This is a genomic window from Woronichinia naegeliana WA131, assembly GCA_025370055.1.
In the GTDB taxonomy this organism is placed as follows: Bacteria; Cyanobacteriota; Cyanobacteriia; order Cyanobacteriales; family Microcystaceae; genus Woronichinia; species Woronichinia naegeliana.
Genome location: CP073041.1, coordinates 4,723,072 through 4,740,025, shown reverse-complemented (window position 1 = coordinate 4,740,025; position 16,954 = coordinate 4,723,072). Strand labels below are relative to the sequence as shown.

Genomic DNA, 16,954 nt, shown 5'->3' with positions numbered 1-16,954 from the left:
CGTTTCTCTTCAAAGGAGCCGCTTTAGGGTTTAGCTGGGGAATTAGCCGATGTAGGAGTGGGAGATTTTATGATAGGCGAAGTAGATGGATTCGGGTTAGCCCCTGGTGCTGGTGCAACGTTTGGAGGTGGCAATGGTGAAGGAGATTGTAGAATACCTTTTTGCTCTAGGGTTTTAAAGCGGGTAATCAACCCGATCGCCCCTTTCCGAATCAGTTCTGGCATTAATTCTTTATCGGGAGTATCGCTTAACTCTGTTTGGATGGAATATTTTACCCCTCTAGGGATTTGAATCAAGGAAGTTCCCTGAGTGGTCATGGGATCATCCGTCTCAGAAGTTACCCCTTCCCCTGAAATAGGTAGAGCCGATGTGACTGCGGTCATTAATTTTGTTTTATCCGCCTTGAGAAATTGAGAGTTTTGCAGCATCAACATAAAATCGTTGAGAGCCGCATAGTTAACCGCAAAACCACTAATGTTTAACTGTTTCCCTGTTTGTTGAATACTTGCCAATTGAACTCCGAAGGGAGTTTGATCGGTCAAATCTTGTAAGATGGCAGACCAAGGTTTAATCTGATCAAATACGCCCACTAATCCGGCAATATCGTCCTCAATGGTTTTGGTTTTTCCTTCTAGTTCCAGAATTTTTTGATTCTGAGCTTTCAGACGACTTAATTCCGCTTCCAATGCTTGAATATTTTGCTGCGTTTGATCCTTCTGCCAATACACAAATAAAATGGCTAAACCCGCCAGCAAGGGTAAGAGAGCCATAACACCGGCTCCGATGTAAATTGGTAATTGTTTTTCTAGAGAGGAACCCGCATCTTTTTGAGTCGTTAATACGCCTTTGTTGGAGTCAAGATTGCGATCTTTAAGAAAATTAACGTCTAAACTATACATAGATCCTTACGGGGCAATAGTTGGGCAACAGAGAGAATTCCAAGTATTCAGGCTTCCCTTAACCCTAAACCCAGCACAGTAGCTAGACTCGGACGCTCCACGAGTGGAATTTCCTGAGCACTATCAATATTTAAAGAGGTAAAGGGATCAATGTGCATACTGGGAATACTCAGACGTTGGGTTAGATACTCGTCTAGTTGTATCAGTCCGCCGCCGGGCCCGGCTAATAACAATTGCACAACCTCTAAATCCTCAGCTTGATTGAGATAAAAATTAATAGACCGTCTTAACTCATCTGTCAATTCTCCCATCACTCGCATTAGGGCTGTCATGCCGGGGTTAATCGCAGTACCCTGGGTACTTAGAGTATCAAACTGGGTGACAGGAATGGTCATTCCTTGCAGAATTTCAGGGTTGCGAGAGGGAGGCAAATTCATTGCCCTGGATAAGGCATTTTGCATCTGGTAGGTGCCAATAGGAACAGTACGCGAAAATTGGGGAACCCCATCTACAATAATGGCAATTTCTGTATTGTCAAACTCAATATCGACTAGAACAGCAGCTTCCTTAGAGCCAAATCGACGCAGTTCATCGCGAATGGTGCGAATCAGGGCAAAACTATTAATTTCTAAAATATCCACTTCTAGACCCGCTTGTTGAAAAGTATCTAAATAGGAGTCTGTTACTTCTCGTCGAGTGGCGACTAATAAAACTTGGACTTTCTCAATGCCATCGTCATCTTCAAAAAAGCCGAGTTTTTGGTAATCCAGATCCACTTCTTCACGGGGATAGGGTAAATACAGAGCCGCTTCGTGATTGAGTATCATATCTCGTAGTTCTTGCTCATCTAGTTCGGCTGGCACTGGAATGATCCGAATAATGGCTTCTCGCATAGGGACGGCTGTGGCGATCTTTTTAGCGGTTATTTTATTGTCCCTGAACATCTCCTGAATGATCTCTGCGAGGGTAGGAGAGTCAATAATTTTGCCTTCCTCAAAAATGCCTTCCGGTAGAGCGGTAAAACAGTACTTATTGAGTTTGTGATTTTGACCTTGTTTTGCTAATTGAATTAAATTCAGTCGTTCAGGCGTAATTTCTAACCCTACCCCTTGAGACCCTCTGCCTAATGAACTCAATACAGTTTTAAGACGACTGAACATATTTCCTCATACCAACGCAGACTAGTGATAATAGCAAGAATCAAGGCGAGAAGGCGTTCTAAACCGATCCTATCCAATCCCAGTATTCTGTCAAGCAAAGATTACAAATTTTGAACTTTTGGTAACTTTTGATTTTTTTGGATTCTTTTAAGCTTGTGATCTGAAAAACCGTCTTATCCTTAAAACTAGTAAACGATTAACCATTGATTGCGATCGCGCCATCTCTCTTTTTAGTGATCGCCGTATAAAGCCGCCTAAAACTGAATCGGAATGAGGTTAAAGTTGTGATGACAAACTGTGAATACTATTATCAGGTATTGGGATTAGAGGTGGGAGCTTCTTTGGAAGAGGTTAACCAAGCCTATCGTGATCTGGCTTTTATCTGGCATCCCGATCGCCTACCAATGGATAATCCTCGTTTACAGGAAAAAGCCGCCATTAAACTGAAGGAAATTAACCAAGCGCGCGATCAGCTACGACTGCTTAACTGTTCTACCCTTCCAACCCCGAAAGCATCGACGACTCCGAACGGCGATCGTCGCCCACCTCAAACTGTCACCCATCGAGAGCCAACTCATCCCCCACGGGAATCCCATAAACGTCCCTACTATCAGGATTTGACTGGTGCAGATCTACGAGGGGCCAATCTCAAAGAAAAGGATCTGTCTGGGCGAAAACTGATTCAAGCTGATCTCAGTCATGCTGACCTCAGTGATGCCTTTCTTCATCAAATCAACCTAGAACAGGCCAACCTCTTTCAGGCCAATTTATTTAGAGCCAATTTACTGGAAGCGAATCTCCGCTTTGCTAACCTACAGGAAGCCAACTTGATTGGGGCTGATCTCAGTGGCGCAGATTTAAGTCAGGCCAATCTTCGGGGCGCGAAAATTCTCGTTGGCAAACGGATGATGGTCAAGCTAACGGGCGTAATTTTGGCAGGAGCGATCTTACCCGATGGCACAATTCATCATTGAAGAAATCCACCAACTAAGCTGTTGAGCATCCAAACTGTATTGACAGCGTTACCTTTGTTTTTTACCCACATTCCGTACTAAAAACAAGGACAAAGAAAATAAGAAAAACTCTCATGACAACAGATAATACTGGCAAGTAAGTGATCATGCAAAATTAATTACATACTCAGTCCCGAAGCCTTCAAGCACTTTTGTGAGGTAATTGCGTAAACTCTTTTTGCTTTCATACGCACTTACTTCTACCCATTCATATTTTATGAATTTCCATAGTATTTCAATTAAATTTAACGTAATCGTTCGGAGGGAGTGTAACAGCTACTCTGACTTTTCCCGTTAAGTGCGGATTGCAAGCTGCCAGCCTTGGCAAAGGTCATGCAACTTCAACCAACCGCGCCAAAGGACTTGGATACCGAGAGGAGTTTTACGACGATGTTCAAGATAACCACCAAGAAAAGCAACAGACTCGACAGCCCAAGCAACAGTCAAAATAGGGGGAAGTTTTTGAGAGGCGGCTGCTTTTAACACCTGAAGTTGAAGAGGATTAAGAATTTCAATCGCGAGAGCATCGGGCTGGGTACGATGAAGATAAGTAACGTGTAAAAGTTCAACAGCAATGACACTTAAAAAACCCAAAAGAGTTTTCATTCCATCAGAGGCAAGTCGATAACGCTCACTCTGACAACCAGACTTAAGGACTTTATGAAATTCTTCAACCCGCCATCGGTAGGTGTACCAACGAAGAATAGTGACAGCCATCTCAATAGTCTCAACAACTTCTGTAGTCAGAAGCATCCAAGATAAAGGAGTTTCGCCTTCGGGACAATCGATTTCTGTCGCATAAACAGCATAGACATTCAACGGGTCACGATTATCAAAACGATAGGGAGTTCGTAGATTAACTGAGCAAAATCGGACGGCAAGCTTAACCTTCCGTGCTTTTCTTTTTCCTGTACTCGGAATCTCGATTTCTTGATGAAAACGAATCGGTTCTGATTCCAAATGTTGCCAAAGTCGTTCACTATTTTTGTCTAAACTACGATTATGAGACGCTCTGACCAGCACTCCTGTATGCTTGAGTTGACGCACTGAGTCAAAGACTTCTGAAACATCTCCTTCTCTGTCAAATACATGAATTACCCTCGTTGAACTTTCTACCTGTTTCTCACAGGTGTTTAGAGCCTCTACCCATTTGTAGGATTCTTTTTCCTCAAATGGTCTTTGACGAGCTGCTTTTCTTTGTTCTTTCTGTCTTTCTTTTTTCTGCTTCGCCGTTTCATCTGTTGGGGGCTTTTCTTTTACCTCCCTATTCCACAGTTTTTGCCATAATAAACCTAATACTTGTCCTTTTTCTGGCTCAATTGCTAAAGCACTATGCAGTATTAATCCATTCCCTCCTTTTCCAGTCGGCCCATACCCTTCCCTTTTTTCCTTGATATTGCGATAATCTAAGAAGGTCGTATCTCCGACTGATAGCATTATCTTATATTCTTCTACGGCGGCAGTTGTCATTTCACAGTGCGGCTCTATTATCTTGACAAAGTCTGTTTTCGGATTCCCAAAAATTCATAGGCCCTCTTTAACTCGTTTCCTCCCTTAAACACTTCTGATAAGGCTTTTCCAAACCCCTCACTTAACTTTTTCCCAATCGAGAAGGCACGATTGTTTAGCCTCTCGTCTCCCAATTCACAACTGGCAAAGTTTTTTGTCCACCATTCCAACATTTTTTGACCTGCCCTTTAAGATTTTCTCCATTTTACAGTCTCATACTCCCTTCATCCTTTGTTTTTGAAATTTGAACGATAAGCGGGATGATGGCTTCAGAATATTTTTTTCCTGTCAAGAGAATCATTACTCAAACCCTTGCCAGATAAAGCCTCTAGAAGTTTGCATTGCTGGATTTTGGACTTAACGGGAAAAGTCAGGTACCTGAACCGATACCGAGCTTACCAGGGGCATTCCCAGAACACAATCGCTATAAACATTAGTTTGCAGATTAAAATATTCAATCCGCCATAATATTTCTTTCTGTTAGAAGTTACGCATTGGCAAAAGCCCTTAATTGTGAATAAGTAAAAATTGGTAGTCTAAGATATATTTTTGCTTGGGTTTCGGCGACATTTATCGTCATTAGACCTGTTCCTAGACATTGTGCTGGAGGGCTCAAACGTCTTTATTTCGTCCATTCACATTAGGGAAAATTTCACAATGCGTAACTCTTAAAAATGTTAGGCTGTGGAAAACTTATAATGATTTGGACAGGGAATTTAGTAATAGTTATTTTATGACTGTTTGCACTAATGAACAACAACTAGAACAGTTAGTAAAAATGATTACACCATTACTTAAAAAGGTGGGTGGTGTCTTTTTAGTCACCGAGGCAAATTGGTTAGTCCACTAATAGTTTTATTAAAAATATAGACTTTCCTAAGAGGTATTTATGCAAGAAGTAACCAAAGTTGAAATGATTGTTGACCATGCCGTATTTAAGGATGTTTTAAAGCTACTGGATCAGGCTAAAGTTTCTGGTTATACAGTCATTGATGAAACTTCGGGCAGAGGCGATCGCGGCGAATCCTGTTCCGATTTTAGTTGTTTCTTTTCGGGCATTTATATTATGACTGTTTGCACAAACGAAAAGCAGCTTAATTATGTAACTGAACACCTTAATCCTTACTTAAAAAAAGCAGGTGGTGTTTGTATTACTAGCAATGCCCAATGGATTGAACATTAATTCCTCAACTTTGATAAAAGTTTTATGGCTTAATTTTTGTTATCTTAAACCATAAAATTTTTGTCGTAAACATTTTAAAAATTTGAGTTTTTTATCTGGACAGTGGGAAGTTCTCGAGGCGTGTAAGTGGGGCTTGCTGAAAAAAGCTGAAACCTTTACGGAGAAAAATAGTAGGCGAATTAAGAACCGCTAGAATGCACGAAAATAGGGTAGAATGCCTCAAAACCATTGCATTAAGAAGAGAGAAAGCAGATGTACCGAAAGCAACAGTACTCAATTGAAACACCAGAAAACTTGAAAAATCTGTTCGGCGGGCAGTTAGACGACGAAAATCGTTGGATAGAAATGTCAAAAATGATTCTTTGGGAAGAATATGAGGAAGAATATGCAAAAAACTTCACAGAAAAAAAAGGAGCCCCAGCCAAATCATTTAGAATGGCATTAGGAGCATTAATTATCAAAGAAATTTCAGGAAAAAGTGACAGAGAAACAGTAGAACAAATAAAAGAGAACCCTTATTTACAGTACTTTATAGGAATGGAAAGCTATAGTAGCAAAGAAGCATTTAATGCGTCAATGATGGTTCATTTTCGTAAAAAAATAGGAATGGAATTAATAAATAAAATTAATAAAGAAATAGAAAAAAAAGCGACGGGTGTAGCGTCAGAAAAAAAAGAAAATGAAGGAAAGTTATTGTTAGATGCGACTTGTACACCAGCAGATATAAAATATCCAACGGATATAGGAATATTGAATGATGCCAGAGAAAAAACAGAAAAAATAATAGATAAGCTGTATGAAGAAATAAAAGAGAAAAGGAAAGAAAAGCCGAGGACTTATAGGGAAGTGGCAAGAAAAGAGTACTTAGCCATAGCAAAAAAACGTCGTGTGTCAAAAAAAGAAAGAAGAAAAGGAACAAAAAAACAACTAGGATATATAAAAAGAAACTTGTCTGATATAGAAAAAATGATAGAAGAGGGAGCAAAGTTAGAAAAACTAACGAAAAAAGAGCAAGAAGAGCTTGTAACGATAGGAAAAGTGTATGAGCAACAGTTAGAAATGTATGAAAAAAAGACAAATAAAGTAGAAAACAGAATTGTGAGTGTAAGCCAACCTCACGTGCGTCCAATAGTGCGTGGAAAAGCGGGAAAAGCAGTAGAGTTTGGAGCTAAAATATCGGCAAGTAATGTGAATGGCTTTGTCTTCTTAGACAAATTAAGTTGGGATAATTACAACGAATCGGGAGATTTACAAGCGCGAATAGAAGAATATAAAAGGGAAACAGGATGTTATCCGGAATCGGTTCATGTGGATAAAATCTATCGAACAAAAGCGAATCGAGCTTATTGTAAAGAAAGGGATATAAGAATGAGTGGTCCCCGATTGGGAAGACCGCCGAAAGAGGTGAGCAAAGAAAAAAAGAAAGAGGCACGCTCAGATGAAAGAGTGCGTAATGCCATTGAGGGTAAATTCGGACAGGGAAAGAGGAAATTTAGTCTTGGTCGAGTGATGGCCAAACTACCTGAGACCTCGGAAACGGTAATTGCGATGAACTTTTTGGTAATGAATCTTTCTACTCTACTTCAGAAGACAAAAAGTAAAAAGTTGTAGAGTCGTTTTTCTTGTGAAAAATGGTGTTAATTTTCCTCTCTTTTGTGAGGAGTGATTTGTGTTGACCTTTTTAGACAGAAAGGAACAATAGATTAAACAAAATCTGTATTTTGATTTGTTTCCATAAGGATAAGTTATCTATGCTTTTTCAGTCCATACTTCCCTAACCCACATTTCTTTCGTTTTTTGACTTTTTCAGCAAGCCCTACTTATTCAGCAAGCCCTACCTAGTGACAATCAAATCCGCAATATCCTGGATAAAATCAAAGCCAATTCGTTATTTGTGGTGTTTAGTGACATTTATCAACTACTAAAGACCAGAGGAATATTGACTCGGTATGAGGTGTTAGACAAGCAATTACTAATTCCGCTAGATGGCACAGAGTATTTCTCCTCCCAAAATATTCACTGTGAGCAATGTTCCCATCGAACCCATAAAAACGGGACAGTGACTTACTTTCATTCGGCAATTTTACCGGTAATTGTCTCACCTCAGCAAAAAGCAGTGATTAGTCTTGACCCTGAATTTATTACTCCTCAAGATGGTCACGAGAAACAGGACTGTGAGGTAGCGGCGGCAAAACGTTGGCTCCACAGACATCGAGAATTCTTTGACCCGTTTAGCGTTACTATGATTGGGGGATGACCTCTATAGTCGTCAACCGATGTGCGAAGAGGCTCTTCAAAACCACTTTCACTATCTTTTTGTCTGTTTGCCTGAATCTCACCCTACTCTCTATGAGTTTTTGGACTATGCCGAGAAGATTGGGGAAGTTTACTCTTTCCATGAGCGTCGTCGTCATGGTCGCGATTGGCATGACTATCATTATCGTTGGACTTATCACTTGCCCCTAAGAGATGGTTCCGCCGCCCTCAATACTCATTGGTTTGAGGTCACTGTTACTCGCCGTTCTGACGGTCAGGTTCTCTTTCACAACGATTGGATTACCGACCTTTTTCCCCAAGCCGATAACATTGTTGAGTTAGTCAGTGTCGCTCGCTCTCGTTGGAAAACCGAAAATGAGAACCATAATACTCTTAAGACTCAGGGCTACCATCTAGAACACAATTTTGGACATGGTGACGAGCATCTTGCTACCTTTTTGCTCACCTTAAATTTACTGGCTTTCTTGTTTCACACCGTTTTACAGCTTTTAGATGAGTCCTACCAACGTATCCGACTACTTTTAGGGACTCGAAGATGCTTTTTTTCCCATTTACGTACTCTTACTACCTATTTTGTCTTTGATAGCTGGCAACACCTTCTTGATTTTATGCTTGAGCCATTTGACCCTCTACCCGCCACTAATTCCTCCTGATTTTTCAAATTTAGAATTGCTGTTAACAGAACTTACGCATTGACAGGATTTCCATAATGTGTATTTGAGCTTCAGACTATTCCTTCCCAGTTATTGAGGTCAAGGCAGTTAGACTCTAAATTATTAACAATAAAAGAGCGGATGACCTCAGTAAATAAATTTCTCTGCAAGGAATACCAATTGATAATTTGCCCTTTAAATCGGAGGCATTCTAACTGAACAAAGCAGCGAATGGCACAAAAGATATGAGTCCTTATCGCCCGACTTTCTCTCACTTGAAACCTCTCAATATTACACACTTGTTTTAAGGCGCGATGATACTCCTCAATTCCCCAATGTTGATCATGAATTTTCTGGAATTCTCTCCAGGTGATTGAGTCCAGTTTATCTAAATTGGGGACGAACATCACGTAGTAACGAATTTCGTTTTTGAGAACCGTTCTAAATACCTTGACTCGTCCCACTTGTTTGAGATAAACAATTAAGCCATCTTGAGGAATATCTAAAGTTTGAACTTGAACATATTTAGTTTCTAGTTCAACCGAGACTAAACGATTTGCTTCCAAAGCGAACAATCCCTGAAAGCCCTTGTCTTTAATGGTATTCAGGTTGTTTTTCGAAGCATACCAACTATCTCCTGTGGCTGTCTCTGCCTTCAGTCCCCAAGCTTTTACTTCTGCCAACATCTCTAAGAAATATTCATGTTTTGTCTTTCCCTCCTGTTTATTAACTATTCGATAATTGACAGGAACTGACAATCCCTGCCCGTCGGTCTAATATAGGGTAACCACGTTTATACCCTTGACTACCTTTTTGTGTTTACCTGAGTAAAAGTAATCGATTAACTCAGCCTTGGCTTGGTTACTATAAGGCCTGTCAATTACCGTGTCATCTACACTGAGTGTTCCGCCTTCTAGTTCAATTTGCGGAGCCACTTCATCGAATAAATCCTTGGGTGTATAGTCCTCTCGCCACAAGAACCGATTGATACTGTCATGAGATAAATTGCCCAGAATTTGAGCTAACCGAACACAGCTTACATATTTAGGCTCACAGAGCAAAAATAAGGTATAAATAGCCCTATTACATTTAGCCGTTGTTGGCTTAGTAATGTTTCTCATGGCTTTGTTCGGTAAAAAGAGACACCCTTATGTCAGGAAATCAAATCGGAGAGGATTTTGTCAAGAGTTCAGAGAAAATTGTATCTAAAGCTACCAAAACTAAATTATGCACATTTTAGTCTTTTTGTCAATGCATAAGTTCTGACCTTCAGGGCGAACGCATCTAAAAATGATACAGATACAAGAACATTATAGAGGGATGGATAAGGGAAAATAAGGGAAAGTGCATAGAAAACAAAAGCGATGAAACTCCGACCCAAATATAGACTGGTAGAACACTTTGCCGAAATAGATGACCCTCGCATCGAACGAACAAAACGGCATAAACTCATTGATATTCTAACGATTGCCATCTTAGCCGTCATTTGTGGAGCAGAAGGTTGGGTAGCCATGGAAAGTTTCGGCAAGGCTAAACATCAATGGCTAAAAAAAATTTTGGAATTGCCGAATGGCATCCCCTCCCACGATACGTTTGCGCGTGTATTTGCTAGTCTGAATCCAGAGCAATTTCAAGACTGTTTTCTGCATTGGGTCAAAAGTATAGCGGAGGTAAGTGAAGGAGAAGTGATAGCGATTGACGGCAAAACCCTTCGCCACTCCTATGACAATGCCAACGGAAAGGGCGCAATTCAGATGGTAAGTGCATGGGCAACAGCAAATCGTCTAGTACTAGGACAGTGCAAGGTGGAAAGCAAATCGAATGAAATCACGGCGATTCCTAAACTCCTGAAAATGCTAGAGGTCAAAGGTTGTATCGTAACGATTGATGCCATGGGAACTCAGACAAAGATTGCCCAACAGATAGTAGGGCGAGGGGGAGATTATGTTTTGGCATTGAAAGGCAATCAAGGTAATTTATGTGAGGATGTTGAACAATTATTTGCTCATGCTCAATCGGTTAATTTTGTGGGAATTAAGCATGATTTTCATCAAACAATAGACAAGGGACATGGACGGATTGAAATTCGCCGTTGCTGGACGATGGAACAAACAGAATTTTTGCTGGGTGGGGAGAAATGGGCAAAGTTGACGAGCATCTGTATGATTAAAGCGGAGAGACGATTGAAAGACAAAACAGAGTATGAGACTCGCTACTATATCAGTAGCCTGCCGAGTAATGCTCAAAAATTATCCCAATCTGTTCGTAGTCATTGGTTGATAGAAAACTCTTTACATTGGGTTCTAGACTTGGCCTTCAACGAGGATGCTTGTCGCATTCGTAAGGATTTGGCACTGGTATCGTCTAGCTAGAAGCTACAAACGTTGCAATACGAGAGGTTCAAGAAATCAGGCGAATTTGGAGTAAGTCCTCCCAAGTTAACCCCTTTTCAATTATACCGAGAGCTACAGCAGGAACTTCTCTAGTCGTAAAATGGCTGCGAACAAAGTTATGAACCATCCAGAAAATATCTAGGACTCGCTGTAATCCCACAACAGATTTAGCATAAGTATTTGTACGACGACGAAAGGCGGCTAAATAGCGTCGGATAGCACTATTAAATGCCTCAACGTGGTTGGCATGGACGTCCTTTTCTTCTGGTTTTTCTGTTGTCTCTGGATGTTCTGGTTTCGGAGTTTCTACTTTCTTTAGTTTACCCTCAGAATCTCGACGTTTACTACTCTTATTTTTTAGTCTTACTACAAGACCCTTCGGTAATACTTTGGTGGGACGACCTCGCTTTCCAGTCCTTAATACTTCGTGACAAATATTAAATAGCAGTTGACTATATCGCTTTTCTCCATCTGTAAATAACTGGAGAGATTCTGCACTCCTTTCAAATAATTCCGCTACCGTCATCATTGCTTCTAGAAATAATTTCTGCTCTTTTCGACCACATTTTAAATGCCAAATAAAGCGGCTAGCCCTGTCCATGAGCACGATTGTCCACCCCTCAGAGGCACTTGCTTCTTTATTTTTTCCAACTTTTGTGTATAGTTCATCCCCTTCTATTACTAATTTAACAAATTCATTCACTAAGGCGTATAAAAATAATGTCTCTTGTAATCCTGATAATTTCTTTTCCCAATTCAATATTGTTGTTTTCGCGTAGCCGAATGCTCGGGCTGCTGCATTTAATCCTATTCCTTCCATTCTGGCTTTTAATACTTTTACAATTTCACTTAATGGGGTTTCTACGCCAGCGATTACGCTACCATAAGTCTCAGCAAAACAAGAACTACATTCTTGACAAATGAACATTTTACGTTCCCCGTTACCTTTCGTTTGATAATGAGAATGTATTTTTACGTTTTCACTATAGCAATGAGGACAGTTTTTCTTGAATAAGGCATCCTCTTTCTCTTGGCACAAGCCAACATCATTCAGGATTTTCATAGAGCTTTTCTTTAATATTGACATTGTTTTCTGTTTCCTTCTTCTTTGATATAATGACAATAATAATAGTATAATAAAAACGGGCCGATGTCTAGTCTTAAACTATTTTTCTATTTTCTCAAAGCCTTACACCATAACTTTTTCCAACTTTGATCAGACGATACCAGTTCCAAGGATTTTGCTCCTGAGAATTTAGCCGTCTTACGCCATATCGCTCTTAACTTGCTCACAAAGGAAAATACTCTGAAACTTGGTATCAAGAATAAACGGCTACGCGCTGGTTGGGACGAGGACTATCTCCTTAAGGTTTTACTCGGATAAGATGCGTTTGCCCTGTTCTGACCTTATCTGGCATCCATAAACTTCGCACTGTCCAGTTAGGCAACTTGCTCAAGAGCAGCATCAACAGGAAAAGCGATTAATTTTCTATAACAAGACTCAAAACCGCGATCGCAGAGCAAACGCATCTAAATTCTAGACTCCTTATCTGATAAGACTTTCAGCGTTTCATAAAAAATCAATCATGATCTCGGAAACCCTTATCCAGCCTACCTTTCAAAAATAAGATGCGTTCGCCCTGACCGCGATCGCTAAATCGCAATCACTCAGAGCACGCATTAAGATATCCTATGAATGAAGCCCAAAAGCCCTTAGAAATCTTGAACGACCCTAACGAAGCTATGGAATCTGTCTCTACTGGAATAAGTGAAACCCCCGATCTTTCCTCAACCCTAGAAACTCCTGAAGGTGCAACGGCCAGCCCAGAGGAAATATTGAATCTCAATCCTGACAGTCCGGCAGAAACGGCCGACACGACTTCTCCAGAGCCGGACGAGGATACTGTTCACCCAGAAACTGCGATCGCTGTTTTACAACAGGAATTGGCCAATCATCGCCAGGAATTAGCCCAGCAAGCAGAACAATTAGATGCCTTTAAAAAACGGTATCTGAGCCTGGCAGCCGAATTTGACAACTTTCGCAAACGAACTCAACGAGAAAGAGAAGAACTCGAACAACAGATCAAAGGTAAAACGATTACAGAACTGTTATCCGTCGTCGATAATTTCGAGCGAGCCAGAACCCAACTCAAACCCACTAACGATGGCGAAATGGAAATCCATAAAAGCTATCAAAGTGTCTATAAAAGCTTTGTCGATGGCTTAAAACGCTTAGGTGTTGCTCCCATGCGGCCAGAGGGACAGCTCTTTGATCCCAATTATCACGAAGCCATGCTCAGGGAACAAACTGGCGAATATCCAGAAGGAACCGTTATTGAAGAATTAGTACGAGGCTATCAGCTTGGAGAAATCGTTCTGCGCCACGCAATGGTGAAAGTTGCAACTCCCAAAGAATCCGTGATACCCTCAGAAGGAGAGGCGACAGAGCCATCAGAATCTACAGACACGCCAATCTAGCCCCACAACGCTACCTTTCTTCTGAGTGCAGCCTCCCTCTGCTCCGCTGTTTGCTGGCGGAAATAAAAGCTGACTCCTCCCTCCTTATACCTAAACCGACGAAAACGCGATAAGCATCATGGGAAAAGTCATTGGGATTGACCTTGGGACAACCAATAGCTGTGTTGCCGTTCTAGAAGGCGGTAAACCGATCGTGGTTCCCAACTCCGAAGGGGGAAGAACCACGCCTAGTATTGTCGGTTTTGGGAAGGGGAGTCAGCGACTGGTTGGCCAATTAGCCAAACGGCAATCCGTAACCAATGCCGAAAATACGGTTTACAGCATTAAACGTTTTATTGGTCGCCGTTGGGATGAAACCCTAGAAGAGCGTTCTCGTGTTCCCTACAATTGCGTGAAGGGTCGGGAAGATACCGTCAATGTGGATATCCGTGGACAGCAATATACGCCTCAAGAAATCTCCTCCATGATTCTGCAAAAGCTCAAAATTGATGCAGAAGCCTTTTTAGGAGAATCTGTCACCGAAGCCGTCATTACAGTTCCGGCCTATTTTACCGATTCCCAACGTCAGGCCACCAAAGATGCTGGCACCATTACTGGGCTAGAAGTCCTACGCATTATCAATGAACCGACGGCAGCTGCCCTCGCCTATGGTTTGGATAAACAAACCCAAGAAGAACTGATTCTTGTTTTTGATTTGGGTGGCGGCACCTTTGATGTATCGCTCCTCCAACTGGGTAAGGGCGTGTTTGAAGTGGTTTCAACCTCTGGCAATAATCATCTAGGGGGAGATGACTTTGACAATAAGATTGTCCGCTGGATGGTAGAAAACTTTAAAAATCGAGAAAAAATCGATCTTAGTACGGATAAAATGGCCATTCAACGCCTGCGAGAAGCAGCCGAAAAAGCCAAAATTGAGCTTTCCAGTCTCCTCAATACATCTATTAATCTACCTTTTATTACGGCGGATGAAAGTGGGCCAAAACATCTGGAAACCGAACTGAGCCGATCGCAATTTGAAGAATTAAGCAAAGACCTTTTACAGGAAACCCTAACCCCTCTCACCCAAGCTCTCAGTGATGGAGAATTAAAGCCTGGGGATATTCAGCGTGTCATCTTAGTGGGAGGGTCAACGCGAATTCCGGCCGTCCAGAGCATGATCCAAAAACTGTTTCCCAACAGTCAGTTAGATCGCTCCATTAATCCTGACGAAGCAGTTGCCCTGGGAGCAGCTATCCAAGCGGGGGTATTAGGAGGAGAAGTGGATGATGTGTTGTTATTAGATGTCACCCCTCTTTCTTTGGGCATTGAAACTCTGGGAGAAGTTTTTACCAAAATTATTGAGCGCAATACCACTATTCCGACCAGCAAATCCGAAGTCTTTTCTACGGCTGCGGATGGTCAAACCTCCGTTGAAATCCATGTGCTTCAGGGCGAACGGGCCATGGCCAACGATAACAAAAGTCTAGGCAAGTTTCTCTTAGCTGGCATTCCCCCTGCTCCGAGAGGTCTTCCCCAAATTGAAGTCAGTTTTGAAATTGATGTCAATGGCATTCTTAAGGTATTAGCTCAAGATCAGGGCACAGGAAGAGAGCAAAGTATTTTAATTAGTCACACGGGTGGGCTAAAAAGTAATGAAATTGAACGGATGCGTCAGGAAGCGGAACGGTATGCCGAAGAAGATCGCCGTCGTATGCGCATGATGGAACTGCGGAATCAGTCTGATAGTTTGTTCTATACCTACGATACAACCCTTAAGGAAAATAGCCAGTTTATCCGCGAAGAACTCAAACAGGAAAGTCGCCGTAAGAAAGAACAATTGGCTGTGGCTTTGCGAACTCCAACAGTAACGGTAGAGAAACTTCAGGTCTTGGTTGAAGATTTCCGTCAGATTATTCTTTTGATTGGGACGGACGTTTATCAGCAAGCCAATGTGGGCAGTGTTCATCCCTTTGAAACCTTTGGCAACAATTTAATAGAAGCCATTGATACTCAATTAGAAAGTCAAACAAAGCGAATGCCTCGCCCCTCTTCTCGTCCGACGGAAGCGATGCCTAGTTATGCGGAGACATCCCCTATTTATCAGTTCCCTGATGATGAAGGTTTTGACTTCGATGCGGATGAAACCATTTCTAGCGATTATGAAGCAGTGGACTAGAGAGAAGCCGAGCAAGCAAACGCAGCCAAAATCGCCGGAGCGGTACTATCCTTGGTGGTATTTGGTTCCCCTTTATCCCTATAGCCAAAAACCAACGCTCCGATTTGAGGTGGTTCCTGACTGGATTTGGTGTTTTGAACAATACCAAGGCATTTTTTATGTCGTCGTTCCCATTCGGATGACGGTGATTCGTCTGGAAGCAGGAGGATTATTGGTCTATGCACCGATCGCCCTAACGTCAGAATGCTTAGGTTTAGTGCGAGAATTAGAAGCCCAATACGGTGCTGTTCAATATATTATTCTGCCCACAGTATCAGGATTAGAACATAAGGCCGTTGTTGGCCCCTTTGCTCGCCAGTTTCCCCAGGCAAAAGTTTATGTCGCTCCTGGCCAGTGGAGTTTCCCCCTCAATTTGCCGCTATCCTGGCTAGGATTTCCCGCCCAACGCACTCATTTTTTACCGGTTGATAGCAGTACCACTCCTTTTTATGCAGAGTTTGACTATCGCATACTTGGCCCTATCGATCTGAATCTGGGACAATTTGGCGAGGTGGCTCTCTTTCATCGGCGATCGCAGACGGTATTAGTGACGGATACTCTGATCTCAATTCCCCAGGAACCACCGCCTATTTTAGAGATTGATCCCTATCCTCTGCTTTTTCATGCCAAGGATCAGGCCAGGGCACCCATCTTGGATAGTCCTGAAAATCGTCGCAAGGGTTGGCAACGGATTTGTCTGTTTGCTTTGTATTTTCAAGCCAGTACCCTGGAAGTGGCTAAATTTTCCCAAGCAGTTCAGGAGGCTCAACAGGCCTGGGATCGCTCGGCGAAGGCCTTTTGGGGGATCTTTCCTTTTCAATGGTTAAGCAGTTGGCCCCAGTCGTTTCAGCAGTTACGGGGAAATGGCCGTTTGTTGGTCGCTCCCATTTTGCAAGAATTAATTCTCAACCGCCAACCCCAGCAAACTTTAGACTGGGCAGACCAAATTACTAAATGGCATTTTAATCGCTTGATTCCCTGTCACTTTGACGCACCTTTGGCCGTGACTCCGCCACAATTTCGTCAAGCCTTTGCCTTTTTAGATAAACAATTGTCCCGCGACCAAGCAGCCCTCATTCCCGAAAATCATCCCTTACCCCTAGAGGATTTAGCCACTTTAAAATCGATTGATCAGTTTCTCTACCGTTATCGGATTACGCCTTCTCCCTATCGTGATCCCTAAGATGCTTACTAG

General features: G+C 41.9%; 12 protein-coding genes and 5 pseudogenes. 10 read left to right on the top strand and 7 right to left on the bottom strand.

Translation table 11 applies throughout. From position 1 onward, the window contains the following. Positions 1-23: 23 nt before the first annotated feature. Both KA717_23710 and KA717_23705 read right to left on the bottom strand, forming a co-directional pair. Positions 24-899 carry a PilN domain-containing protein gene (locus KA717_23710; GenBank protein ID UXE58977.1) on the bottom strand — a complete coding sequence of 292 codons (876 nt, stop codon included), beginning with the start codon at positions 897-899 and terminating at the stop codon, positions 24-26. 47 nt (positions 900-946) lie between these two features. Further along, positions 947-2,059 (bottom strand): pilus assembly protein PilM, encoded by a 1,113-nt coding sequence (locus tag KA717_23705; GenBank protein UXE58976.1) that lies wholly within the window; start codon positions 2,057-2,059, stop codon positions 947-949. Between the two features lie 287 nt (positions 2,060-2,346). Here KA717_23705 and KA717_23700 point away from each other — a divergent pair, with 287 nt between their 5' ends. Next, complete coding sequence (locus KA717_23700; protein ID UXE58975.1) at positions 2,347-3,033, top strand: pentapeptide repeat-containing protein; 687 nt, start codon at positions 2,347-2,349, stop codon at positions 3,031-3,033. 144 nt (positions 3,034-3,177) lie between these two features. Here the strand turns inward: KA717_23700 and KA717_23695 are convergent. From KA717_23695 to KA717_23685, 3 genes and pseudogenes are all read right to left on the bottom strand, one after another. Beyond that, positions 3,178-3,321, bottom strand: a pseudogene (locus KA717_23695) (IS630 family transposase). A 45-nt stretch (positions 3,322-3,366) separates the two neighbouring features. Beyond that, positions 3,367-4,542 carry an IS4 family transposase gene (locus KA717_23690; GenBank protein UXE58974.1) on the bottom strand — a complete coding sequence of 392 codons (1,176 nt, stop codon included), beginning with the start codon at positions 4,540-4,542 and terminating at the stop codon, positions 3,367-3,369. 17 nt (positions 4,543-4,559) lie between these two features. Then, complete coding sequence (locus KA717_23685) at positions 4,560-4,754, bottom strand: transposase (GenBank protein ID UXE58973.1); 195 nt, start codon at positions 4,752-4,754, stop codon at positions 4,560-4,562. A gap of 716 nt (positions 4,755-5,470) precedes the next feature. Here KA717_23685 and KA717_23680 point away from each other — a divergent pair. The 4 genes and pseudogenes from KA717_23680 (at position 5,471) to KA717_23665 (ending at position 8,694) form a co-directional block, all read left to right on the top strand. Beyond that, positions 5,471-5,764, top strand: coding sequence for a hypothetical protein (locus tag KA717_23680; GenBank protein UXE58972.1), 294 nt, complete (start codon positions 5,471-5,473; stop codon positions 5,762-5,764). Positions 5,765-6,016: 252 nt separating this feature from the next. Then, a pseudogene (locus tag KA717_23675) lies at positions 6,017-7,354 on the top strand (IS5 family transposase). A 307-nt stretch (positions 7,355-7,661) separates the two neighbouring features. Then, a complete protein-coding gene (locus tag KA717_23670; protein ID UXE58971.1) occupies positions 7,662-8,021 on the top strand; it encodes a hypothetical protein in 360 nt (119 codons plus the stop codon). After that, on the top strand, positions 8,011-8,694 hold the full coding sequence (locus tag KA717_23665) for a hypothetical protein (GenBank protein UXE58970.1): 684 nt from the start codon (positions 8,011-8,013) through the stop codon (positions 8,692-8,694). Before KA717_23670 ends, KA717_23665 begins: the two co-directional genes overlap by 11 nt. Positions 8,695-8,765: 71 nt before the next feature. On the opposite strand, the pseudogene KA717_23660 reads toward KA717_23665, so the two are convergent. Then, positions 8,766-9,815: pseudogene (locus KA717_23660) on the bottom strand (transposase). 243 nt (positions 9,816-10,058) lie between these two features. On the opposite strand from KA717_23660, the pseudogene KA717_23655 reads away from it, so the two are divergent. Beyond that, positions 10,059-11,048 (top strand): annotated as a pseudogene (locus tag KA717_23655) (ISAs1 family transposase). Between the two features lie 46 nt (positions 11,049-11,094). Here the strand turns inward: KA717_23655 and KA717_23650 are convergent. After that, positions 11,095-12,174 (bottom strand): IS1 family transposase, encoded by a 1,080-nt coding sequence (locus KA717_23650; GenBank protein UXE58969.1) that lies wholly within the window; start codon positions 12,172-12,174, stop codon positions 11,095-11,097. 147 nt (positions 12,175-12,321) lie between these two features. On the opposite strand from KA717_23650, the pseudogene KA717_23645 reads away from it, so the two are divergent. The 4 genes and pseudogenes from KA717_23645 to KA717_23630 all read left to right on the top strand — a co-directional run bounded on the left by KA717_23645 (position 12,322) and on the right by KA717_23630 (position 16,942). Then, positions 12,322-12,471: pseudogene (locus KA717_23645) on the top strand (ISAs1 family transposase). 359 nt (positions 12,472-12,830) lie between these two features. Continuing rightward, positions 12,831-13,565: a nucleotide exchange factor GrpE gene (gene grpE, locus KA717_23640; protein UXE64766.1), complete on the top strand. Its 735-nt coding sequence runs from the start codon at positions 12,831-12,833 to the stop codon at positions 13,563-13,565. A gap of 118 nt (positions 13,566-13,683) precedes the next feature. After that, on the top strand, positions 13,684-15,720 hold the full coding sequence (gene dnaK / locus KA717_23635) for a molecular chaperone DnaK (protein ID UXE58968.1): 2,037 nt from the start codon (positions 13,684-13,686) through the stop codon (positions 15,718-15,720). Continuing rightward, entirely contained in the window at positions 15,704-16,942 is a 1,239-nt protein-coding gene (locus KA717_23630) for a DUF4336 domain-containing protein (protein UXE64765.1), read from the top strand. Before dnaK ends, KA717_23630 begins: the two co-directional genes overlap by 17 nt. Positions 16,943-16,954: the final 12 nt, after the last annotated feature.